The sequence below is a fragment of the Streptomyces sp. CB09001 genome, from assembly GCF_003369795.1.
GTDB lineage: Bacteria > Actinomycetota > Actinomycetes > Streptomycetales > Streptomycetaceae > Streptomyces.
The window spans coordinates 108122-129615 of sequence record NZ_CP026730.1 but is presented as its reverse complement, the minus strand read 5'-3'; the positions used below and the strand labels follow the sequence as shown (position 1 = coordinate 129615).

General features: G+C 71.7%; 21 protein-coding genes and 1 pseudogene. 10 read left to right on the top strand and 12 right to left on the bottom strand.

The features are described from left to right. Positions 1-22: 22 nt before the first annotated feature. From hypE to C4J65_RS00630, 4 genes and pseudogenes are all read right to left on the bottom strand, one after another. Positions 23-1084 (bottom strand): hydrogenase expression/formation protein HypE, encoded by a 1062-nt coding sequence (gene hypE / locus C4J65_RS00645; protein WP_115740568.1) that lies wholly within the window; start codon positions 1082-1084, stop codon positions 23-25. Then, on the bottom strand, positions 1077-2198 hold the full coding sequence (hypD, locus tag C4J65_RS00640) for a hydrogenase formation protein HypD (protein ID WP_115740567.1): 1122 nt from the start codon (positions 2196-2198) through the stop codon (positions 1077-1079). Before hypD ends, hypE begins: the two co-directional genes overlap by 8 nt. Further along, positions 2195-2494: a HypC/HybG/HupF family hydrogenase formation chaperone gene (locus C4J65_RS00635; RefSeq protein ID WP_115740566.1), complete on the bottom strand. Its 300-nt coding sequence runs from the start codon at positions 2492-2494 to the stop codon at positions 2195-2197. Before C4J65_RS00635 ends, hypD begins: the two co-directional genes overlap by 4 nt. Positions 2495-2513: 19 nt before the next feature. After that, positions 2514-3439: pseudogene (locus tag C4J65_RS00630) on the bottom strand (carbamoyltransferase HypF); the annotation flags it as partial. 62 nt (positions 3440-3501) lie between these two features. Here C4J65_RS00630 and C4J65_RS00625 point away from each other — a divergent pair. From C4J65_RS00625 to C4J65_RS00610, 3 genes are all read left to right on the top strand, one after another. Further along, entirely contained in the window at positions 3502-3867 is a 366-nt protein-coding gene (locus C4J65_RS00625; protein WP_162832955.1) for a hypothetical protein, read from the top strand. Positions 3868-4157: 290 nt separating this feature from the next. Then, positions 4158-5375 carry an IS110-like element IS110 family transposase gene (locus C4J65_RS00620; RefSeq protein WP_115740564.1) on the top strand — a complete coding sequence of 406 codons (1218 nt, stop codon included), beginning with the start codon at positions 4158-4160 and terminating at the stop codon, positions 5373-5375. A gap of 411 nt (positions 5376-5786) precedes the next feature. Then, entirely contained in the window at positions 5787-6710 is a 924-nt protein-coding gene (locus C4J65_RS00610) for a hypothetical protein (protein WP_240330609.1), read from the top strand. Positions 6711-6899: 189 nt separating this feature from the next. On the opposite strand, the gene C4J65_RS00605 is transcribed toward C4J65_RS00610, so the two are convergent. Then, positions 6900-7325, bottom strand: a complete 426-nt coding sequence (locus C4J65_RS00605) for a helix-turn-helix domain-containing protein (RefSeq protein WP_115740563.1) — start codon at positions 7323-7325, stop codon at positions 6900-6902. Between the two features lie 97 nt (positions 7326-7422). On the opposite strand from C4J65_RS00605, the gene C4J65_RS00600 reads away from it, so the two are divergent. Then, positions 7423-8136, top strand: coding sequence for a DsbA family oxidoreductase (locus C4J65_RS00600; RefSeq protein ID WP_115740562.1), 714 nt, complete (start codon positions 7423-7425; stop codon positions 8134-8136). A 46-nt stretch (positions 8137-8182) separates the two neighbouring features. Continuing rightward, positions 8183-8824 (top strand): NAD(P)H-dependent oxidoreductase, encoded by a 642-nt coding sequence (locus C4J65_RS00595; protein WP_115740561.1) that lies wholly within the window; start codon positions 8183-8185, stop codon positions 8822-8824. 50 nt (positions 8825-8874) lie between these two features. On the opposite strand, the gene C4J65_RS00590 is transcribed toward C4J65_RS00595, so the two are convergent. Beyond that, positions 8875-9630 (bottom strand): hypothetical protein, encoded by a 756-nt coding sequence (locus C4J65_RS00590; protein ID WP_115740560.1) that lies wholly within the window; start codon positions 9628-9630, stop codon positions 8875-8877. 453 nt (positions 9631-10083) lie between these two features. Here C4J65_RS00590 and C4J65_RS00585 point away from each other — a divergent pair, with 453 nt between their 5' ends. Continuing rightward, positions 10084-10572 (top strand): GNAT family N-acetyltransferase, encoded by a 489-nt coding sequence (locus tag C4J65_RS00585; RefSeq protein WP_162832954.1) that lies wholly within the window; start codon positions 10084-10086, stop codon positions 10570-10572. A gap of 104 nt (positions 10573-10676) precedes the next feature. On the opposite strand, the gene C4J65_RS00580 is transcribed toward C4J65_RS00585, so the two are convergent. Next, positions 10677-13268 (bottom strand): MXAN_6230/SCO0854 family RING domain-containing protein, encoded by a 2592-nt coding sequence (locus C4J65_RS00580; RefSeq protein ID WP_115746227.1) that lies wholly within the window; start codon positions 13266-13268, stop codon positions 10677-10679. A 243-nt stretch (positions 13269-13511) separates the two neighbouring features. Next, positions 13512-13910 carry a hypothetical protein gene (locus C4J65_RS00575; protein ID WP_115740559.1) on the bottom strand — a complete coding sequence of 133 codons (399 nt, stop codon included), beginning with the start codon at positions 13908-13910 and terminating at the stop codon, positions 13512-13514. Between the two features lie 226 nt (positions 13911-14136). Between C4J65_RS00575 and C4J65_RS00570 the strand changes: the two genes are divergently transcribed. Next, positions 14137-14769 (top strand): bifunctional 4-hydroxy-2-oxoglutarate aldolase/2-dehydro-3-deoxy-phosphogluconate aldolase, encoded by a 633-nt coding sequence (locus tag C4J65_RS00570; protein ID WP_115740558.1) that lies wholly within the window; start codon positions 14137-14139, stop codon positions 14767-14769. A gap of 107 nt (positions 14770-14876) precedes the next feature. Beyond that, complete coding sequence (locus C4J65_RS00565) at positions 14877-15827, top strand: sugar kinase (RefSeq protein ID WP_162833521.1); 951 nt, start codon at positions 14877-14879, stop codon at positions 15825-15827. A 46-nt stretch (positions 15828-15873) separates the two neighbouring features. Here C4J65_RS00565 and C4J65_RS00560 read toward each other — a convergent pair whose 3' ends face one another. Beyond that, positions 15874-16299, bottom strand: a complete 426-nt coding sequence (locus C4J65_RS00560; RefSeq protein ID WP_115740556.1) for a hypothetical protein — start codon at positions 16297-16299, stop codon at positions 15874-15876. 190 nt (positions 16300-16489) lie between these two features. Between C4J65_RS00560 and C4J65_RS00555 the strand changes: the two genes are divergently transcribed. Together C4J65_RS00555 and C4J65_RS00550 are read left to right on the top strand one after the other, a co-directional pair. Continuing rightward, positions 16490-17026 carry a DUF2269 family protein gene (locus C4J65_RS00555; protein ID WP_115746226.1) on the top strand — a complete coding sequence of 179 codons (537 nt, stop codon included), beginning with the start codon at positions 16490-16492 and terminating at the stop codon, positions 17024-17026. Positions 17027-17057: 31 nt separating this feature from the next. Beyond that, positions 17058-18122 (top strand): LacI family DNA-binding transcriptional regulator, encoded by a 1065-nt coding sequence (locus tag C4J65_RS00550; RefSeq protein ID WP_115740555.1) that lies wholly within the window; start codon positions 17058-17060, stop codon positions 18120-18122. A 125-nt stretch (positions 18123-18247) separates the two neighbouring features. Here the strand turns inward: C4J65_RS00550 and C4J65_RS00545 are convergent, their stop codons facing one another. From C4J65_RS00545 to C4J65_RS00535, 3 genes are read right to left on the bottom strand one after another with little or no spacing between them, the layout of a single operon-like run. Then, positions 18248-19153, bottom strand: a complete 906-nt coding sequence (locus tag C4J65_RS00545) for a carbohydrate ABC transporter permease (RefSeq protein WP_115740554.1) — start codon at positions 19151-19153, stop codon at positions 18248-18250. Then, positions 19143-20105, bottom strand: a complete 963-nt coding sequence (locus C4J65_RS00540; RefSeq protein WP_115740553.1) for a sugar ABC transporter permease — start codon at positions 20103-20105, stop codon at positions 19143-19145. Before C4J65_RS00540 ends, C4J65_RS00545 begins: the two co-directional genes overlap by 11 nt. Further along, on the bottom strand, positions 20102-21481 hold the full coding sequence (locus C4J65_RS00535) for a sugar ABC transporter substrate-binding protein (protein WP_115740552.1): 1380 nt from the start codon (positions 21479-21481) through the stop codon (positions 20102-20104). Before C4J65_RS00535 ends, C4J65_RS00540 begins: the two co-directional genes overlap by 4 nt. Between the last annotated feature and the right edge of the window lie 13 nt (positions 21482-21494).

Sequence of the window (21494 nt, the reverse complement as noted above, 5' to 3'; positions counted from 1 at the left end):
CCTCGCGCACCGACGGCCCGGTTCAGCAGATGCGCGGCAGTTGCTCACCGAGCGGCAGATCGACGATCCGGCTTGCGCCCAACGCGGTCCTGGCCACGACCACGGACGGATGCTCCGCCACGCACCCGCCGATGACGACGGCGTCGCGGCCCAGGACGTGCGCGCGCATCGCTTCCAGTACCGCGTCCGCGTCCTCCCGGGCGACGAATGCCACGAGGCGTCCCTCATTGGCCACGTACAGGGGATCCAGGCCGAGGAAGGCACAGGCGGCGGCCACCGGCTCGGGGACCGGCACCGCTCTCTCGTCCAGCACCACTCCGGTGCCGGACGCCCGTGCGACCTCGTTGAGTGAGGCTGCCAGACCGCCCCTGGTCGGATCGCGCAGGACGTGGATGTCGCGCGTGACGAGGAGCATCTCCCGCACCAGGCCGTGCAGCGGTGCGGTGTCGCTGACGATCTCCGTACCGAACGAGAGACCCTCACGCGCACTGAGCACCGCGATGCCGTGCTGGCCGACGGGACCGCTGAGGATCACCACATCTCCCGGCCGGGCCCGCCCGGGCCGGATGTCGACCCCGTCGGGGATGAGCCCGATCCCGGAGGTGTTCACGTACACGCCGTCGCCGTGCCCCGAGTCGAGGACCTTCGTGTCGCCGGTGACCACCTGGACCTCCGCCGCCCGCGCCGCCGCACCGATCTGGTCCGCGACCCGGCCGACCGTGCTCATGGGCGTGCCCTTCTCCAGGAGGAAGGCACAGGACAGGTACGCCGGTACCGCCCCGCTCATGGCGAGGTCGTTGACCGTGCCGTTGACCGCCAGATCCCCGATGCCGCCACCGGGGAAGGCGAGCGGCCGGACGACGTACGTGTCGGTGGAGAAGGCGAGCCGTGCGGTGCCCATGGTCACGGCGGCCGAGTCGGCGAGACCGGCCAGGACCTCACCGCCGTAGGCCGGGAGGAAGAGGTGCTCGGTCAGCTCCGCCGAGAGGGCCCCTCCGCCGCCGTGGCCCATCACCACGACCGGATGGTCGCGCAGCGGGGCCGGGCAGGACCAGTCGGCGAGGTCCGTGGTGCCGTCAGTCATGGGCGACCGTCTCCTTGGCATCGGGCGTGATGACTCGTCGGTACAGGTAGTAGGCGGCGCAGGCGCCCTCACTGGAGACCATGGTTGCGCCGAGGGGAGTCCGAGGGGTGCAGGTGGTACCGAAAGCCCGACACTCGTGCGGTTTCAGCCGTCCCTGCAGCACCTCTCCGCTGCGGCACTCCGGTGACTCCTCGACGGTCAGGTCCTCGACGTCGAACCTGTGCTCCGCGTCGAAATCACGGTAGGCGTCCCGCAGACGCCAACCACTGCGGGGAATCACGCCGATGCCGCGCCAGGAGCGGTCCGTCGTGCAGAAGACCTCGCGCAGCGTTCGGAGCGCCGCCGGGTTGCCCTGTGCGGGCACGGCCCGCGGGTAGGCGTTCTCCACCCGGTGCTCGCCGCGCTCCAGTTGACGTACCGTTCGGCGGATACCCTCCAGGATGTCCAGCGGTTCGAAGCCGGTGACCACGATCGGTACCCCGTACGCGTCGGCGAGGGCCGGGTATTCAGCCGTCCCCATCACGCTGCACACGTGTCCGGCCGCGAGGAACGCCTGCACCCGGCACCCCGGTGACCGCATGACCGCCTCGATGGCCGGGGGCACCCTGACGTGCGAGACCAGAAGGCTGAAGTTGCTCAGGCCCAGCCTCCGGGCCTGCCGGGCCGCCATGGCGATGGCCGGGGCGGTCGTCTCGAACCCGACCGCGAAGAACACCACCTGTCGGTTCGGCTCCCGCCGTGCGACATTCAGCGCGTCCAGCGGTGAGTAGACGACGCGGACGTCCGCGCCCTCGCTCTTCACGCGGAACAGGTCGCGATGGCTGCCGGGGACCCGCAACATGTCGCCGAACGAGCAGAAGACCACGTCGGAGCGGGCGGCGATGTCCAGGGCCTTGTCGATCACGTTGAGCGGGGTGACGCAGACGGGGCAGCCCGGACCGTGGATCAGCTCGATCCCGTCCGGCAGCATCTGGTCGATGCCGTGCCGGATGATCGAGTGGGTCTGGCCGCCGCAGACCTCCATCAGGGACCAGGGCCGTGTGAGGGACCGGGTGATGTCGTCGAGGAGCCGCCGGGCCAGCCCGGAGTCCCGGAACTCGTCGATGTATCTCACTGGTCGGGCTCCTCGGGTGCTTGACCCGCCTCCGCCGCCGCTCGGGCCCACGGATCTCCGAACTCCTCGTCCAGCGCGTCGATCTCCTTGAAGAGGCCCAGGGTCGCGAGAGCCGACTCCTCGTCGAGCCGCTGGATCGCGAAGCCCACATGGACGATGGCGTACTCGCCGGTCGTGATGTCCGGCAGGTAGTCGAGGCACACCTCCTTGACGACCTCGCCGAAGTCGACGCTGGCCATGCGGATTCCGTCCTCTTGCCGGATGTCCACCACCTGCCCCGGCACCGCGAGACACATGTGCTTCTCCTTCGTTCGCTCAGTCGCTGCCGACTCGGGCTGCGATCACTGTCTGTCCCAGAGCGAGACCACCGTCGCCCGGTGGCACGACGCTGTGTCTCAGCACCGTGAACCCCGCAGCGTGCAGAGCCGTGGCACACAGCTGCTCCAGCAATGCGTTGGCGAAGACCCCACCGGTGAGGGCCACTGTGCCGATCCCCGTGTGCCGGCGGGCCGTGCGGCAGGCCGAGCACACGGCGTCCGCCACCGCCAGGTGGAAGCGAGCGGCGATCAGCTGGGGCGGCGTGCCCGACCGCAGGTCCGCGACGACCGCGGTCAACAGACGCCCGGGCCGGTCGAGAGTGAACGGATAGCCCTCGTCGACCTCGCCCGCCGTGAGAGCAGCCGCCTCCAGCTCCACGGCGGCCTGGGCCTCGTGGTCCACCCGGTGACAGAGTCCGGTCAGGGACGAGACGGCGTCGAAGAGCCTGCCCATGCTGGAGGTCGGGACGCACTGCACACCGCAGTCCAACTGCTTCCGCAACAATGCGAACTCACCATCGTCCGCGGCGGCTGCACACGGCAGGTCACGAGTCCACGCGATGCCCGCCGAGCGCAGGTGCGACAGTGCCATGCGGTACGGGTTGCGCACGGCCGCGTCGCCACCCGGGAGAGGCACGTACGCCAGATGGGCGAGCCGCCGGAAACCGGCGAGGCCGGCTTGGAGGATCTCGCCGCCCCAGACCGCTCCGTCGTCGCCGTAGCCGGTGCCGTCGAAGGCAACGCCCAGCACCGGCTCCCGTACGCCGTGCTCGGCCATGGCTGAGACGACGTGGGCGTGATGATGCTGGACCAGGCGGACGGGCGGCCCGTACCGGCGGGCCCACGCCGCGACCGGTAGCCGGGATGCCGGTCGGCCGCGACCAGGACGGGAGCCACGCCGGTAAGGGCGCGAAGGTGGCGCTCGGGAAGACGTCGTCTTCGACGGCATCGACCTCACCGGAGAGAGCGTCGTCGCCGACATCGCAATGCGACCAGCGGGCGAAGGGCCGTGGGAGTGCCTGCACCAGGTCCTGCAGGCTTGGCAGGAGGAGATCCACGCCAGTGAGCAGGCGCTCGCAACCATCCGCCTGATCGAGGCAACGCCCGCACTGGCTGGGCGACTCCACCAGCGCAGAACCGAGTGGCGCAGGCGAGTCAGCGACGCGCTCCAAGATCGGCCAGGGACCGACCTCGACCCGTACACCGCGGATCTGCTCACCAACGCCGCCACGGCTGTGCTCGACGCTGTATCCAGCCAGTGGGCCCGATCGGACGGGAACGCGGACCGCCCAGCCCTGCTGGACCAGGGGTTCAATCAGGTCCACGTTGATCCCAGCCGGCGGCAGGTGTGACCCGCCTCCCCGTCACCAACGTCCTGTCCCCGTTATGTTTTCCGCGGTCCTGCAAGAGGGCCGCTGGCCTCCGGGCCCGGCATGACTGTGTCCCCCTGTCGAAGGTATGACCTGGGGGGTGGTGTCACCGGGCCCGGGAGGTGCCGTCGGAGACGCTGATGAGAGGTCCGGCCACCGCCTGGTCCGGCGCAATGCCGGACAGCTCGCGGGCGGCAGGTCTGCATAACGTGGATGCGCGCGTACGACACCACTGCCGAGGCCGGCACGTGCAACTCACCTGAAAGGGCGCGATGTTCGGCACCGAAGACGTGGGCGTGTTCCTCGGCCTGGACGTCGGCAAGACCGCTCACCACGGCCACGGACTCACCCCGGCCGGGAAGAAGGTCCTCGACAAGCAGCTGCCCAACAGCGAGCCGAGACTGCGGGCCGTCTTCGACAAGCTGGCCGCGAAGTTCGGCACGGTCCTGGTGATCGTGGACCAGCCCGCTTCCATCGGCGCCCTCCCGCTCACGGTCGCCCGGGACGCCGGCTGCAAGGTCGCCTACCTGCCCGGCCTGGCGATGCGGCGGATCGCCGACCTGTATCCCGGCGAGGCCAAGACCGACGCGAAGGACGCAGCGGTCATCGCGGACGCGGCCCGCACGATGGCGCACACCCTGCGTTCCCTGGAGCTCACCGACGAGATCACCGCCGAGCTCTCGGTCCTCGTCGGCTTCGACCAGGACCTCGCGGCCGAGGCCACCCGCACCTCCAACCGGATACGCGGCCTGCTCACCCAGTTCCACCCCTCGCTGGAGCGCGTCCTGGGCCCCCGCCTCGACCACCAGGCCGTCACTTGGCTGCTGGAGCGCTACGGCTCTCCGGCCGCACTGCGCAAAGCCGGACGCCGCAGGCTCGTCGAGCTCGTCCGGCCCAAGGCCCCGCGCATGGCCCAGCGGCTGATCGACGACATCTTCGACGCCCTGGACGAGCAGACCGTCGTGGTCCCGGGAACCGGCACCCTCGACATCGTCGTGCCCTCCCTGGCCAGCTCTCTCGCCGCTGTCCACGAACAGCGCCGGGCCCTGGAAGCCCAGATCAACGCCCTGCTGGAGGCCCACCCTCTTTCCCCGGTCCTGACGTCGATGCCCGGCGTCGGCGTCAGGACCGCCGCCGTCCTGCTGGTCACCGTCGGCGACGGCACCAGCTTCCCCACCGCCGCCCACCTGGCCTCCTACGCCGGACTCGCCCCGACCACGAAGTCGTCCGGTACCTCGATCCACGGCGAACACGCGCCCCGAGGCGGCAACCGCCAGCTCAAACGCGCCATGTTCCTGTCCGCCTTCGCCTGCATGAACGCCGACCCCGCCTCCCGCACCTACTACGACCGCCAGCGAGCCCGCGGCAAAACCCACACCCAGGCCCTCCTCCGCCTCGCCCGCCAACGCATCAGCGTCCTGTTCGCCATGCTCCGAGACGGCACCTTCTACGAATCCCGCATGCCCGCGGGCGTCGAGCTCGCGGCATGACCCCAGCAAGACCGAATCACCCCAAACCCGACAGGGGCGCCTTGACGAAGGACATAGAGGCACCCCCCCCGCAGTGCGGGGAAGGCAGGGCGCCAGGCGTGCCCATTGCTCATCGGTCAGGTCCAGGCGCTCGTCGGTGATCGGGATGCCGTGGGTGAGGCAGTTGGATGCGAAGAAGTGCCGCAGGCCGTAGACGACCATCCCGTCGGGGATGTCGGTCTGGCCGGCCTTCTTGATCCGCTGCCGATGTGCTGCTCCTGCGGTTCCCGGTGCCACGACGGTGGACTGCCGCTGCGGTTCGAGAGCCCGCCCCTCATACCACCCAGGGGTATAGTGGCGAGACCGTCTCCGACTCTGGGAGGATCCGTATGTTCCTCATCGAGATCGCATGCCCGCGCGGTGCCTTGACCGCTGACGACCGACGAGAACTCGCCGGCGAGGTCTGCCGGCGGCGGCCCCCACCATGCTCCGCTCGGCGTCACCGGCCCGGAGTCAGCGGTGGCCGCCGTGCAGAAGCAGCTCTCCGGCGACGACTGGGAGGTCACGGCGTATGACAACTCCCGTGCCCTGGTCCGTGCCGTCGAGGAGCGCGACGCCGTGGGCGGCCTCGCCTTCGGCGACGACGGCGTGACCGTCTACACGGCGACTGCGGGCGGCCAGATGATCAGCAACGCGATCAGCGGGCTCGGCACCGCGCTCGCCGGTCAGCAGCACGTCCCCGCGACCGTCCACGACGTGGTGCCCTTCCCGAAGGACGACCCGCGGGGCACCGGACTCGCCGCCGCCGCGCTGCCGATGATCTTCGGTGGCATGCTGCCCGCCATCGCCCTGCTCCAGTTCTTCCCCGGCCACGCCAATCTGCGGACCCGCCTCGCCGGGGTCGTCGCCTTCGCTCTGGCCGGTGGAGCAGCCGTGACCGCCGTCCTCCAGTTCGGGATCGGCACCCTGGACGGCGACTACTGGGTCACGTCCCTCGGTCTCGGGCTGGGCATGGCCGCGCTCGCCATCCCGTTCCTCGGGCTGGAGTCGCTGTTCGGATACGCCGGGTTCGGTGTGGGCTCCGTCGTGATGATGTTCCTCGGCAACCCGCTCTCCGGCCTCACCACCGGCCCGTACTGGCTGCCCGACGGCTGGTCCACGCTCGGCCAGCTCCTGCCGCCCGGCGCCTCGGGCAGCCTGCTGCGCGCCAACGCCTTCTACGGCGGAACCGGCGCGGGCGGCCCGGCACTCGTCCTGGGCCTGTGGACCCTCGCCGGTGTCGCCCTCATGTTCGCCGCGGACCGTCGTCGCAACGGGAGGGCCGGGAGGGAGGCCGGCGACGCTCCGGCGCTGTGAGGGGAGTGCACCCCGACCCGCGGAGGCTTCGCGGAGTCGAGATCGCGGCTCTCGCCTAAGTGGACCCGCCTTCGCGCAGCAGCTCATCGACGCCGACGCCGACTGGCGCAGGGTGCCTGGTGGCCAAGGACGTCATGACCGGTGACGCCTCCCGGCTCCCCCGGGCGGGATGACACCGTCGGTCGCGGGTCAGGGCCGGGGCGGGGCGGTGACGGTGTCGGCCCGGGAGCGGTGGGCACGGATCTCCGTGTGGTGGTCCGCGGCCCAGACGATCAGCCGCATGGCGATCTCGTGCAGGCCGCGGCCGAGCGGGGCGAGGGCGTACTCCACCCGCGGCGGAACCTCGGCGTAGGCGGTGCGCGTGATCAAACCGTCCGCGACGAGCTGGCGCAGTGTGTGGGTGAGCATGCGCTGGGAGATGCCGGGGATCCGGCGCTGCAGGTCGGTGTAGCGCAGCGGGCCGTCGTCCAGGACGACGACGATCAGCATGCTCCACTTGTCGCCGACCCGGTCCAACACCTGTCGGACGAAGGGCATGTGCTCGGCGGGGATGCTCGCACACGGCCCGGTCGCGGCCGCCATCTCCGTATCGGTGCTGTCCGGCATGGCACCCATTCCTCTCCGTCGCGCACACCCGTGTGCCTTTTGTAACGACCTCCATACTGGCGCATCATGGCGCTACGAACAAAACGTAGGAATTGGAGGTCAAGCCGTGAAGGTAGAAATCTGGGCCGAGGTCACCTGCCCCTGGTGCGGGCTCGGCAGTCACCGGGTGGACCGGGCAGTGGAGCGGTTCGAGCACGGCGACGAGGTCGAGACGGTCCACCACTCCTTCCCGCTGGGCGGCGGGCTCCCCACGGACCGCACGATCGACGTCCGCGAGATCCTGCTGCGCAGGTACGGCATGAGCGGCACGCAGGCGGAGGCGGCGACGGGGGAGATCGAGACGCTGGCCGCCGCCGAGGGGCTCAGCCCCTACCGGGTGCTGGACAACGTCGTCGGCAACACCGACCTGACACACGAGTTCCTGGCCCACGCCACCGCGCAGGGCAAGAACCGCGAAGCCTGGGACACGATCTTCCACACCTACTTCGGCAGGGCAGAACCCGTCTTCACCCTCGACGACCTGCTCAGGCTCTCCGACCGGCTGGGCCTGGACCGTGACCTGACGCGCCGGACCCTCACCGAGCGCCACTACCGCGCCCAGGTCCAGGAAGACGCCCGCCGCGCGCAGCGTCTGGGCGCCACCGGCGCCCCGTTCACCGTCGTCGACGGCCGTTACGGCGTCCCCGGCGCCCAGAGCAGCGACGCCCTGCTCGCCCTGCTCCGAACCGCCTGGGACGAAGCCCACCCCGTCACCCTCACCCCCGCGGGCGACGCCCCGGGCTGCGGCCCCGCCGGATGCGCGGTCCCCGCCCGCCCCTGACCCGCCACCCCACCCCACACCCGTCTCCTCGAAAGGCGCAACCACCATGTCGTACCTGCTGCACATCGACTCCTCCTCGCTCGGCGAGGCGTCCGTCTCCCGCCAGGTCGCCCAGTCCTTCCGCGACCAGTGGCAGGGCCCGGTCGTCCACCGCGACCTCGCGGCCTCTCCGGTGCCGCACCTGACGGCGGCGGGCGTCACCGCCCGCAGTGCCGACCCGGCCCGGCACACCCCCGAGCAGGCCAAGGCCCAGGCACTGCAGGACGAGCTGATCGAGGAGTTCCTCGGCGCCGGCGCGTACCTGTTCACGGTGCCGTTGTACAACCTGTCCATGCCGTCGGCGTTCAAGGCGTGGCTGGACCAGATCCTCGTCACGGACCGTACCTTCACCCACGCCGGGGCCTCCCCGGCCGCGGGCCGCCCCGCCCTGCTGATATCCGCCCGCGGCGGCAGCTATGCCCCCGGCGCTCCGAGGGAGGGCCTGGACTACCTGGTGCCCACGCTGGAAACCGTCCTGGGCCACGAGGATCTCCTCGGCCTGGACGTCACCACCGTGACACCCGAGCTGACCATGGCCCCCCACGCACCGGCCCTCGCCTCGCTCCTCCCCCTGCACGAGGCGTCCATGACGGCCGCCCACGACCGAGCCCGCACCCTCGCCACGACCTTCGCCACCCGGGCCGCCTGACCATCACCCCGAGCTCGTGCACGGCAAGCGGCGCCAGGCACGACGTCCGTTCACCGAGCGGCCACGCGGGTCAGTTCTGCGCTGAACTCCCGCAACTCCGGCGACGGACGTGGCGCGGATCTGACCAGTTGAGCCACGGAGCGGGCCTGCTCGGAGATGCACGAGGGGTCCATCAACCCCGGCCCTCCCGGCCGCTGCGCATCCGTGGCCTGTTCCGCCATGGCGAGAAAAGCCGTGGCCATGTCGGTCGGAGCCAGGTAGGTGATCTGGGGCACCGTGACCGAGGCGCCGTCGTCCATGTACAGGGAGATCGTGAAGGCATAGATCCAGGGCACCGACCCCTCTCCGTAACGCTCGGGCCCCACCGTGAACGCGATCCGCTCCTGGGCATGCGGCGGGAGGGTGTACTTCATCTTCCGGGGGACCACGGCACCTGCCTGGGGGTCGGCCGGGAGCTTGATGTCGTACTGCGCCGTGATGTCGGTCGGCCCGGCACCATAGCGGCAGTGGACCGCGGTGGCGGAAGCAAGGTTCACTTCAGCACGGGTGATCAGCACGGGATTGTCCGAGCTGTTCCTCAGCGTCGCGCTGACCAGGGACGCGGGCACCTGAACCTGCTCGGTTACTTGTCCGTCGAAGACCACATCGGCAGCGATGTTCTGCTCCCGGTCGACGTCCGAGTCGACCAGTTGGACCGCCGGCGGCGGCTCGGGTTCAGGCTTGGGCTGCGCGTCGGGCCAGAAGAGGAAGATCAGTCCGGCCACCCCGGCGATCACCGTGACGACGGTGCCGACGATCTCGAGCATCCTGGTCTGCCTGTGCCAGAAGCCTCCCTCCCGAGGTGGGCCGTTGTCCCCGGGCTGCGCTGCCGCGGCATCGCCCTCCGGCCGAGTGGAAGGTCTGTCGCCATCGCCCGGTCTCCTGCTCGGCCGTTGTGGCCCAGAGCTGCCACTTGCTTCTTCTCCCGGGGGCCGACGCTGCTCCCCCTCGGGTAAACCGCCTGTCTCTCCGGAACTCATCCCTGTCTCCTCCCCCGACTCCGCAGCGGCCACCCACCCGCAGGTAGTGGTGGCCCACGACCCGTGGAATCACTACCCGCTCGGCGTCGTACCGGGTCGTCTCCGGGTGCACGACCGATACCCGGGTCCCAGCACCCGGCTGCCCGGCCCTTCGGGGCGTGGCGTGCTCCCCGCCGCGCGGAGGAGCCCGTTGACCTGTGGGAATGGCTGGTGGACGCCCCGGTGGGAAATACTCTGCGGATGAGGCCTCGCACTTCCCCGGCCGACCCGCCGGTCACGATACGGCGGGCCGTCGCGCGGGATGCCAAACGGCTCACCCGGCTCGTGCGCGGCTCGGGCGCCTACGCGGGCCAGTACGCGGCCGCGGTCGCGGGCTACCGGGTCGGGCCCGACTACATCGAGGCCCACCGTGTCTTCGTGGCCGTCGGCGCCGACGACCAGGGAGGCCGGGTCCTCGGGTTCTACTCGCTCGTCCTCGCTCCGCCGGAGCTCGACCTGCTGTTCGTCGCCGACGAAGCGCAGGGACGGGGCATCGGACGGCTGCTCGTCGCGCACATGCGGTCGGAGGCCCGAGCCGCCGGGCTAGACCGTGTCAAGGTCGTGTCGCACCTCCCCGCCGAGGGCTTCTACCACCGCGCCGGTGCGGTGCGGACCGGTACCGCGCTCGCGAATCCGCCCGCGGTGCCGTGGGACCGTCCCGAATTCGAGTTCCGCGTCGCTGCGGACTGACGCGGTGCGCCCGTACGCAGGGCACGCGGCTTCGCCTCCGCGGCGGCCGGCCCGCGGAGCCACCGGTCGCCCGGGCGCCGCCGTCTCCAGGGCACCGTAGGGGCTCACGCCAGGTCGGCGACCAGGTCTCCGGCGGTCACGCGGGGCAGGGTCTGCCGCGCGTCGCCGGTGCCCGGGAAGAGCCGGTAGGCCGTGCCCGTCGCGCCCGGCGGGTGGACGTCCCCGTGGACCGTCGCGAGGAAGATCCGCTTGCCGGCGGAGAGACCGGCCGCGGCCGCGTCGGGGTCGACGTACTCGCGATGCTCCTCGGCGTCCTTCAGCGACGACACTCTCACGGCGAACGCGGCCGCGGTCTCCTCGGGCCGGCGCCGGTAGCTGAGCAGGGCGGGTTCCGGTTCCCGGGACACCACCGCCACCTGCGAGGAGAGCGCGGCCGCCCGCCAGACCGCGAGGTCCCACAGGGTGACCCGGCCGCCCGAGGTGAACTGCTGCCAGAGGTCCGCGGCCACCGTGGCCAGACCGTCGCCGCCGTGCGAACGGACGCTCTGGAAGCCGCCCGTGGCCGGCAGGTGGGTGTCGGTCCACAGCGCCCGCCGCCGGCCCAGGTCGACGATCATCGGCAGGCACACCTTCGAGTCGCCCGCCAGGTCGAACCGCTGCCGGACCGTGCGGGGGTCGTAGGACGCGTCGCGCGGGCCGTGCGCGGGCAGGGCCATGAAACCCGCGAACGCGTCCGGCAGTTCTTCGAACGGGATGTTGTTGAAGCTGAAGACCAGCGGGACGGCGTAGGCGTCCCCCCGCAGCGCGAGGCGCCGCAGATCCAGGTCCACGTACTCGGTGGCGCCGCGCGGTGCCGGGGCCGACGTGAGGTCGCCGGAGTGGACCGCCGCCTCCCCGCCGTGCACCAGGTTCGTGTAGTCGCACAGGCCGGTGAACTTCCACGCGGCGTCGAAGAACGCGACGGACAGGTCCAGGTCGGTGCGATTGCCCCGCGGTTCCGTCCAGTGCAGGAAGAGCCGGAGTACGCCACCCTCGGGGAGTGCCTGCGTGCTGCCGCGCCCCACGGTCACCAGGGCCTTCGCCGCGGTCCGCTCGGTGAACGGCAGGGTGAGGCCGGCCAGCCCGGTGTCCAGCACCGACAGCTCGTACGGCTCCCCGGCGGCGAACCTGCGCAGCAGTTCCCCCTCCAACGACGTGACCACTTCCGACACCAGTGAGGTGGGCAGCGCGGGGCGCCGCTCGGGCACGGACAGGGCCCGGGTGACGTCCCCGCGCGGGAAGAACACCCGGCGGTCACCGACGCGGTCCTCGGTGCGCACCCGCAGCGCCCCGAGCGCCGACAGCAGCGGACCCGGCCCCACCTTCGGCAGCCCGCGCCGAAGAGCCGTCGCCAGCTCGGGGACCAGCACGTCACCGGTGTGCAGGCGCAGCAACACGTCCAGGCGGCGCACCAGTTCACCGGGGCGTTCCCCGGCGAGGGCCGACGCCCGTCCCGCGTCGCCCCCGGTCAGGGCCTGCTCCAGCCGTCCCGACCAGGTGGCCGGGCGGATCCGCGTGCCGGCCACGCGCACGGCGTCCGGGTTCGCGGCGGCCGTGTCGAGCAGGGCGGCGCCGAACGCGGTGCCCGGATCCACCGGGGTGTCGCGCAGCACCGCGAAGGCGAGGGCGGCCCGGGGTTGCCGGGTGTGCCGCTCGAAGGGGTGCAGGACTTCAGCGGCCCGCTTCCACGCAGTGGGGTGCCGCAGCACGTCCTCCACCAGATACGGGGTCGGCAGGCCGTCGAGGACGGAGAGCAGATCGCGGCGCAGAGAGCGCGGGACGTTCGTGAAACGCGAAGGCGTCACCAGCCCGGCGTCACCGCCGGAGACCACGGCGAGCAGGCGCAGCACGTCGGTGGCGGTGGTGAGCCGCTCGGTCAGCAGGTCACGCAGGGGCAGCCCCGGCGGCGCCTCGCGCACCAGCGCGCCCAGCACCAGTGCCCTGGTCTCGCGGACCGGGATGTCCTCGGGCAGCAGGCCCCGCCCGGCCGGGGTGAGCGGCAGCAGGGTCACCAGGTCGTACCGGTCCTGCGGCGAGAGCGGAGTGCGGCGGGCCAGCAGGGCGTCCACCGCCGCGGTCGCGTCGGCGGCCAGGGCGGTGCCCAGGCGCAGCAGCCGCAAGGGGCCCGGTACGGCCGCTCTGGCGGCGCCGACGGCGCGGACCGGGCGCAGGAAGGGGTCGTCGGCGTCGATGCGGCGGTGGCACAACGGGCAGCCCGCGTAGTCGGACCCGTCCCAGCACAGCCGGCACACCAGGTGCGCGCACGGGGACACGGGCAGGACGGTGCGCGCCTCGCCGCACAGCACGCAGGGCTGTTCCGGCTGCTGCAGCAGGTAGGCGAAGACCCGGTCCACGTACAGCGCTTCGGTGTCGCGCGGCACGGTACCGGGGAAGCGGCGGAAGAGCGGGGTGTGGGTACGGTCGGAGCCGAGCAGGTCGTCGACCAGTCCCACCGTGCGTATGTGCGCGGCCGCCAGCTCCTCGGAGTCCAACGAGGCCAGGACCTCGTGCAGTTGCGCGGAGACGACGTGGCCGCGGCCGAGCAGTTCGGCCTCGAGCCGGCGCAGTGCCGGTCCCGTTCCGCCGCCCGGCTCGGACCCTCGGTCCACGTACACGCTCTGGTCACGGCGCAGCAGTACGGACTCGGCAGCGAGCAACAGGAAGCCCTCCACGACGGCTCAACACGGAAGAGACGGAAGAACGGGGGCGGAGAGTGGGCGCGCCGGTCTTTTCAGGAAGGTGAGAAGGATGCACGCCGGGGAGCCGCCCCCGTCGTCGCTCATCCCATCACGGGCTCGCGTCACCGCCAACGTATTTACCGGCCCGCCGGTGGACCGCACATGGGACGAGCCGACCGGTCCGGCGGGTGAGCCGGGCCGGTCGGCCCCTGTCCAGGCCGGTCAGTGGTGGCCGTGCGGCCGCAGCCACTGCGGTCGGTGGGCGGCGGGGCGCCGGTGACCGGCCGGCTCGGCCGCGTCGTTCGTGCTGCCCCGGCCCTCCAGCCGGCCGGCCATCGCGTCGCGCTCGGCGGCGGCCTGCTCGGCGGTCTCACGGTCCCTGCGGCGCTTCTTGCCGCGGTGGCGTGCCAGGACGGTCCCGGCCAAGAGCATCCACATGCCCAGGCCGAAGATCAGAGTCAGGGCGATGCCGCCGAGAAACGCCCCGAGCGTACTGATCGTGAATGGGTCGCTCCCCAGCAGGGTCACGGTGTAGTCCGGACCGCCGGACAGGTTGTACGCGATCAGCAGGCCTGCGAAGGCGGCGGCGCCCGCCATGAGCAGGAGACCCAGCACCAGCATATTTCTCACCTCGTCGCACGTGGATGTCCTCCACCCGGGTCACCATGAGGAATGCCGCAAAACGCGCAAGCTGGACATCGTCCCGGGTTCGTGCCGGATACGCCCTGTACGTAATGGGATGTCAGCCCCGGCCTCCGGCCAGGTGCGGCGGCGTTCTACCCTGGCCGTCGAGTGCCGCTGCGTGCTCCCCCCGTGCCCCCGATGCCCCGGAGTAGGAGACCAGTCTGTGGATCTGCGAGCTGCCCTGGCCGCACACCGCCTCGTCGCCATCGTGCGCGGAGACGACGCCGACGCCGCGCTGCGCACCGTGCTGACGCTGGCGGAGGAGGGCGTGGAACTCATCGAGGTGTCGTTGACAGGCAAGGACGCCCTCCGGGTCGTCGAACGCGCCAGAGCGGCCCTCGGTCCCGACCGGCCCCTGGGCGCCGGGACGGTCCTCACCGCGGACGACGCGGTGGCCGCCCACCAAGCCGGCGCCGACTTCGCGGTCACCCCGGGCCTGGGGGAGGGGGTCACGGCGGCCCGCGAACGGGGCATGCCCGTCCTGGCCGGTGTCATGACGCCCACCGACGTCATCACCGCGCGCACCCTCGGCGCCACCGCGCTGAAGATCTTCCCGGCGGCCCAGGCGGGCGGACCCGCCTACGTGAAGGCGTTGCGCGGCCCCTTCCCGCACGAGGCCCTCGTGCCCGTCGGCGGTGTCGACGAGGCGGCGGCCCGTGCCCATCTGGCGGCGGGAGCGACCGCGGTCGGGGTCGGCTCCCCGCTGATCGGCGACGCCGCGGACGGAGGCAGCCTCGACGGCCTGCGCACCCGTGCCCGCGCCTTCCGCGCCGCCGTGCGGGAGGCCCGGCCGTGACTGACGCGGGGCCCGTGTCCGAGGGGGACGACGACACCCCCGTACGCAGGCCCGCGAACGACGCTGCCGGTCCGGACACGAGCCCCTGGCGGCCACCGCGGGGACCGGTGGTGTGTCTGGGGGAGACCATGGCGGCCCTGGCCCCGGACCCGTCGGACTCGCTGGACGGCACCGAGTCCCTGCGCCTGTCGGTTGCGGGCGCCGAGTCGAACGTGGCCATGTACCTCGCGGACCTGGGCCTGCCCGTCTCCTGGCTCTCGGCGGTCGGGGACGACGCACTCGGCCGGCGGGTGCGGGCGGCCGTCGCGCGGGCGGGCGTGGATGTCTCCGGCGTGCGCACCGACCCGGCGCGGCCGACCGGCCTGCTCCTGAAGGACCCGGGCGCCGCCGGGACCCGTGTGCACTACTACCGTCAGGGTTCGGCGGCTTCGGCGCTGGGCCCCGACGTCCTGGACGACGAACGGTTCGGCGGCGCCGCCCTCCTCCACCTGACCGGGGTGACCCCGGCGCTGTCCCCGTCCTGCCGGGCCCTGGTGGAACGAGCCCTGCGCACTCCGCCGGCGCGGCGCACCCACGCCGTCAGCTTCGACGTCAACCACCGCCCAGCGCTGTGGCCGCCGGACACGGCCGCCGCGGTGCTCCGGGACCTGGCCGACCGTGCCGACATCGCCTTCGTCGGCCTGGACGAGGCCCAGGACCTGTGGGGCGCCGACCTGACCGCGACGGACGTGCGCCGGTTGCTGAGCGGCCCGCGCGTCCTCGTCGTCAAGGACGGCGGGCGCGGTGCCACCGCGTTCACCGGGCAGGGGGCGTGCACCGTGCCCGCGCTGACCACCGAGGTCGTGGAGCCGGTGGGGGCGGGCGACGCGTTCGCCGCCGGATTCCTCGCCGGACTGTGGCACGGAACGGACCTCACCCGGGCCCTGCGCCTGGGCCACATCACCGCGGCCTCCGCGCTGAGGGTCGTGGGGGACCACGGGCCCCTGCCCGACGAGGACACCGTCGGGGCCATGCTGTCCCGCACCGAGCAGGACTGGTGCCGGGCGGCGGTGTCGTAGGGGGCCGCGGCGGGCATGGACCGGCCGGAGCGCCCGGCGCTCCAGGTCAGCAGGGCCTGCGAGTGGCCCCGTCGACGACGAATCCGATCCCGATGCCGAGCATCCAGGTGTCCTTCGCCAGGGCCGTCCCGTCCTGCGTCGGGCGCAGGCTGCCCTCCTCGCGCATCCCCGGGGTGCGCAGGTACAGACCCACCAGCCCGGCCGAGAACGCGGTCAGACCGATGCCCGCCACAGCCGTGGGCACGACCGGCAGGAGCAGCGCCGCACCGAGCGTGATCTCACCGGCGGACAGCAGGCGGAGGAAGGTCTCGGGCCGCAGTCTGCCGAGGAACGGATAGGTGTTCTTCGCCATTCCGTGCATCATCGCAGCGGTCTGCTCGTCGGCCCCTCGCTTGGCCAGACCGGAATTGAGAATGAAGGCCCCGGTGGCGAGTCGTGGGGCGACATGCCTGAGCTCGATGGGCAGACGCATGGGAACTCCTAGCGGCGTTTCCTCGAAGACACGCCCAGGCTAGGACGCCCATGTGCCCCGCGCAGTGCGGGCGTCCGAGGCCTGCGCCGATCGGGTCACGGCGTCCCCCGCCGCCTACGCCCGGGCCAGTACGGGCGGATACTCCCGTCGCGGGACGCCTCGGCGGCCGCGGACCGGCAGCGTGGGTGGCGTGAAACTCGGCCGCCCCGCACGCAGGGCCTCCCTCGTCGTCCATGTCGTCGCCTCCGCCGCCTGGCTCGGGCTCACCTTCGGGCTGCTGGCGCTCGGCGTCACCGCGGCGACGAGCGCCTCCCCGGTGGCGGTGGAGGCCGCCGCCCGCTGCATGAAGCTGTTCGCCGACTGGCTGCTGCTCCCTCTCGCCCTGCTCACCCTGGTGAGCGGTCTGGTGCTGGCCCTGGGCACGCCGTGGGGCCTCGCCCGGCACCGGTGGGTGTACACCAAGTTCTGGCTCACCCTGGGCACGACCGCCGCCACGTTCTTCGCGCTGCGCCCCGGGGTGAACGCGGCGGTCGCCGCCGTGGCCGCCGGCGAGCCGCTGCCCGACGCGGGGGACGTGCTCTTCGGGCCGGTGGTCTCCCTGTCCGCCTATGTGTTCATGACGGTGCTCTCGCTCCTCAAGCCCTGGGGACTCACCCGGCGCGGTCGCCGGCTGCGGGAGCGTCCCGCGCCGGTCCGTCCGCCGCTCACCCGCTCAAGCCAAGGGTGAAATCCTTTTCAGACGCGGGTAGGGTAAGCAGGTGGACCTTACGCGGAGTGAGAGGGCGCGGGCGCAGGTGGTGACGATCCAGGACGTGGCGCGAGCCGCCGGAGTATCCCCGGCGACCGTCTCACGGGTCTTCAACGGCGGCAATGTCACCCCGGCACGGGTCCAGTCCGTGCAGCAGGCCGCCGCGGCACTCGGCTTCGCGCCCAACCGGCTGGCGCGGTCGCTGCGCAAACAGCGCTCCAGTGTCATCGCCCTGATCATCCCGGACATCGAGAACCCGTTCTTCACGTCACTCGCGCGGGGCGTCGAGGACGCGGCGCAGCGGACCAGCCTCTCGGTGGTGCTGTGCAACTCCGACGAGGACACCGACAAGGAGCGCCGCTACCTCGAGGTCGCCCTCGGCGAGCAGATGGCCGGCGTGATCGTGGCGGCGGCCTCCCAGGACGAGACGGACCTCGGCCCGCTGATCGCCCGCGGCGTCCCCGTCGTCGCCGTCGACCGCCGCCCGCGGGACGCGGAGGTGGACGCGGTCCGCCTCGACGACCGCCACGGCGGCGAGGCCGCCACCCGGCACCTGCTGCGGGCGGGGTACCGCAGGATCGCCTGCATCACCGGACCCCAGGGCGCCTCCACCTCCGAGGAACGCCTGGCCGGTCACCGGGAGGCGCTGCGGGCGGCCCGGCCGGGAGAGGCCGCGGACGACACCTACGTACGCCATGCCGACTTCCGGGTCGAGGGCGGCCGCGCCGCGATGCGGGACCTGCTGTCCCTGCCGGAGCCGCCCGACGCCGTGTTCGTCGCCAACAACCTCATGACCATCGGCGTGCTCGACGCCCTGCGCGAGGCGGGGCACACCCCGCCCGGCGTCGGCGTCCTCTCCTTCGGCGACGTCCCCTGGGCCTCACTGGTGCGGCCGTCCCTCTCGGCCGTGGAACTGCCCTCCTACGAGCTGGGCCGCACCGCGGCCGACCTGCTGCTCCAGCGCATCGAGGGCGGCGAGGCGCCCCTGCAGACCGTGGTCCTCCGTACGACGCTCCAGGTCCGGGAGAGCACCGGCGGCCCGACCGGTGACCGGCCGGCCGTCGCCGAGCGGTAGGTCCCCGAGCGGTAGGTCCCCGAGCGGTAGGACCCCGAGCGGTAGGTTCCCGAGCGCACACGAGCGGCGCCGCACCGGTCTGTCGGCCGGTGCGGCGCCGCTCGTCAGCGGTGAAGCGTGCCCGTCTACTTGATACCGGACGTCTTGATCGACTCGACGATCTGCCGCTGGAAGACGAAGAAGAGGATCAGCATGGGCAGCGCGGCCACCGTCGCCGCCGCCAGGATGTAGTTCCAGTTCGAGGTGTACTGCGTCTGGAACGAGGCGATGCCCAGCTGGACCACCGTCAGGTCCTGGTCGCTGGTGGCGACCAGCGGCCAGACGAAGGCGTTCCAGTTGGCGAGGAAGAAGAAGATCGCCAGCGCGGAGAGGATCGGCCGGGACATCGGCAGCACGATGTTCCAGTAGACCCGCCAGTGCCCGCAGCCGTCGATGACGGCCGCCTCCTCCAGCTCCTTGGGCAGGCCCAGATAGAACTGGCGCAGCAGGAAGATGCCGAAGGCGTTGAAGATCGCCGGGATGATCAGACCCGCGTAGCTGTCCAGCAGGCCCAGCTCGCGGGCGACCATGAACAGCGGGATCAGCACGACGGGTGCGGTGACCAGCAGGGTCGCGAAGATTGCGCCGAAGAGCTTCTCGCGGCCCGGGAAGCGCAGCCGGGCCAGCGCGTAGGCGGCCATCGAGTGGAAGAACAGGGCCGCGATCGTGATCACCGCGGAGATGAAGAAGCTGTTCCACAGGTAGCGCGCGAACGGCACCTCCGTGAAGACGTACACGAAGTTGTCGAAGGTGAAGTCCGTCGGGATCAGCTTGCCGTCGGTGACCGTCTCGCGGGTCTTGAAGGACGACGTGAGCATCCACAGGACGGGCAGGACGCTGATCACCGACAGGACGACGGCCAGCGCGGTCAGCCCGGTGCGGGGAGAGAGCGGCCGACGCCGGCCCGCCGGTGCTCCGGACCCGCCCGGCCCGCCCGGCCCGCCGGAACCGCCGGTCCGGCCGGTCCCGGTCGTCAGGGTGTCACTCGCCATCGTCGAACCTCCCGCCCCTCGTGAACTTGAAGATCACCGCGGACACGGCGACCATGATCAGCACCAGGAACGAGCCCATGGCCGACGCGTAGCCGTACTCGCCGAACCCGAAGGCCTGCTGGTAGATGTAGAAGATCGCCAGCGACGTGCCGTTGGCGGGCCCGCCGTTGGTCAGGACGAAGATCAGGTCGAGACCGCCGGTGATGGCCGCGACCGTGGACATCATCAGGACGAAGAAGCTGGTCGGGCGCAGCAGCGGCCAGGTGACGGAGCGGAACTGCCGCCATGGACCGGCGCCGTCCAGCTTCGCGGCCTCGTAGTACTCCTTGGGGATCTCCTGCAGACCCGACAGGAAGATGATCATGTAGTAGCCCATCATCACCCACACCATGACCGCGATGACGCAGCCGAGGGCGAGCGAGGGACTGCCGAGCCAGGACTCGCCGTCCAGGCCGGCCGCCCGCATGGCCCGGTTGACCGCGCCGGTCTGCTCGTCCAGCAGGAACTTCCACAGCACGCCGACCACCACGAGGCTGATGACGTACGGCAGGAAGAGCGCCGTGCGGTAGACGCCCATGCCGGGCAGCTTCTGCTTGACCAGCAGGCCGAGGCCGAGGCTCACGCAGAACAGCACCGGCACGAGGATCACCACGTACAGGCCGGTGATCTTCATGGAGTCCCAGAAGAGCGGGTCGTTCATCATCCGCTCGTAGTTGCCGAGCCCGATCCACTCGTAGCTGCCGAAGCCGCTGACCTGGAAGAAGCTCAGGGCGACGGACAGCACCATCGGGACGGCGACGAAGACCAGCAGCCCCAGGACGTCCGGGGCGAGGAAGAGGGCGGCGGCCAGCCACTCGCGGTGCCTGCGGCTGAGCCCTGGGCCTCTGGTCGAGACCGGTGCCTGCGCCGGGGCCGCGGCGGCCCGGCGCTCCTTCGCGGCGACGCTGCTCATATCAGGCTCGCCCCCTTGTAGCTCTTGGTGTACGCGTCGATGGACCGGGTGGCCCGCTCGATCTCGCCCGCCACGCCACGGCCGGCGAGCATGGTGCCCTGGATGGCGTCGGAGATCGCCTTGTAGACCACCGGGGGATAGCGCGGTTCGGCACGGCCCCCGGGGAAGATCTCGTCCTTGAAGCGGCGCATCACCTCGGCGTCGTAGCCGCCCTTGGCGGCGCCGCGCTCCAGGGCGCTGGCGCGGGGAGCCACGTCGGTCTTGGCCCGGACGCACCAGTCGACCATCCGGTCGATGGAGTCGTCCTTCATGGACCCGAGGGCCCAGACGCAGAACTCTGCCGCGACCTCGGGATTGCGGCCCTGCGCGTTGGCGCAGAAGGACCAGCCGCCCAGCGCGGTGACGTAGTCGCCGCCCGGGGGAGTGGGGAGCCTGAACACGCCGTACGGGTAGTCGGGCGCGAAGGCCTTGAAGCTGGCGACGTTCCAGATGCCCTGCTGCCACATGCCGACGTTGCCCCCCTTGAAGCCGCCGATCACGTCGCCCGCGGCGGGCACGGTGCGCGGGGCGATGCCGTGGCGCACGGCGTCCTGCCACAGCGCCAGGGCCTGGCGGGTGCCCTTGGAGTCGAAGGCGACGACGCCGTCCTTGTCGAGGACGTCGCCGCCGCCCTGCCACATCCACGGGTACCAGGTGAAGTTCTGGTAGTAGCCCGGGTTGGTCTCGAAGACGAGCCCGGCCGTGGTGCGGGAGCCCAGCTTGTCGCCGATGTCGAGCATCTGGTCCCAGGTGGTGGGGATGTCGGCCTCGGACAGGCCGGCCTTCTCCCACAGGCCCTGGGAGTAGAACATCGCCAGCGGCTCGACCTCCATGGGGAGGGCGTAGACCTTGCCGTCGACCTTGCGGCTGTCCAGGGAGGAGCCGAAGTCCTCGACGGCCGCCTTCTCCATGTGCGGGGTGAGGTCCTCCAGGACGCCCCCGTTGTAGTACCGCAGGAAGTCGCCGGGGGAGAGCATGAAGATGTCCGGGCCCTCGCCGGTGGCGAAGGCGGACGGCAGCTTGAAGCCGTTGAGGTAGGTGGGCTGCGGCAGGTAGACGAGGTCGATCTGCTGCTTGTGGGTGGCGTTCCACTTCCCGACCATGTCGGTGAACCACTTGGACTGCGCGTTGATCGCCGGGTCGGGCGAGCGCTGGGGTCCGTAGAAGTTCCAGAACTGGAGGTTGCCCCCCTTGGCCCGGGCCGTGCCGCAACCGGTGAGCAGGGCCGGGGCCGCGACCGCCGCGCCGGTGCCCGCCATGGCGGTGAGGAAGCGGCGGCGTGAGGTGCCGGCCGGGGACGGAGCCGGGTGCCCGGCTTCATTGCCGTGCTGGAGCATGCGTGCGCTCCTG

Bases quoted from the DNA above. Each gene is read 5' to 3' on its own strand.
- C4J65_RS00535 (WP_115740552.1), bottom strand. From the start codon at position 21,481: ATGCTCCAGCACGGCAATGAAGCCGGGCACCCGGCTCCGTCCCCGGCC.
- C4J65_RS00605 (WP_115740563.1), bottom strand. From the start codon at position 7,325: ATGGGTGCCATGCCGGACAGCACCGATACGGAGATGGCGGCCGCGACC.
- C4J65_RS00590 (WP_115740560.1), bottom strand. From the start codon at position 9,630: ATGCTCGAGATCGTCGGCACCGTCGTCACGGTGATCGCCGGGGTGGCC.
- C4J65_RS00625 (WP_162832955.1), top strand. From the start codon at position 3,502: ATGCGACCAGCGGGCGAAGGGCCGTGGGAGTGCCTGCACCAGGTCCTG.
- C4J65_RS00540 (WP_115740553.1), bottom strand. From the start codon at position 20,105: ATGAGCAGCGTCGCCGCGAAGGAGCGCCGGGCCGCCGCGGCCCCGGCG.
- C4J65_RS00635 (WP_115740566.1), bottom strand. From the start codon at position 2,494: ATGTGTCTCGCGGTGCCGGGGCAGGTGGTGGACATCCGGCAAGAGGAC.
- C4J65_RS00575 (WP_115740559.1), bottom strand. From the start codon at position 13,910: ATGCTGGTGCTGGGTCTCCTGCTCATGGCGGGCGCCGCCGCCTTCGCA.
- C4J65_RS00620 (WP_115740564.1), top strand. From the start codon at position 4,158: ATGTTCGGCACCGAAGACGTGGGCGTGTTCCTCGGCCTGGACGTCGGC.
- hypE (WP_115740568.1), bottom strand. From the start codon at position 1,084: ATGACTGACGGCACCACGGACCTCGCCGACTGGTCCTGCCCGGCCCCG.
- C4J65_RS00595 (WP_115740561.1), top strand. From the start codon at position 8,183: ATGTCGTACCTGCTGCACATCGACTCCTCCTCGCTCGGCGAGGCGTCC.
- C4J65_RS00585 (WP_162832954.1), top strand. From the start codon at position 10,084: ATGAGGCCTCGCACTTCCCCGGCCGACCCGCCGGTCACGATACGGCGG.
- C4J65_RS00560 (WP_115740556.1), bottom strand. From the start codon at position 16,299: ATGCGTCTGCCCATCGAGCTCAGGCATGTCGCCCCACGACTCGCCACC.
- C4J65_RS00545 (WP_115740554.1), bottom strand. From the start codon at position 19,153: ATGGCGAGTGACACCCTGACGACCGGGACCGGCCGGACCGGCGGTTCC.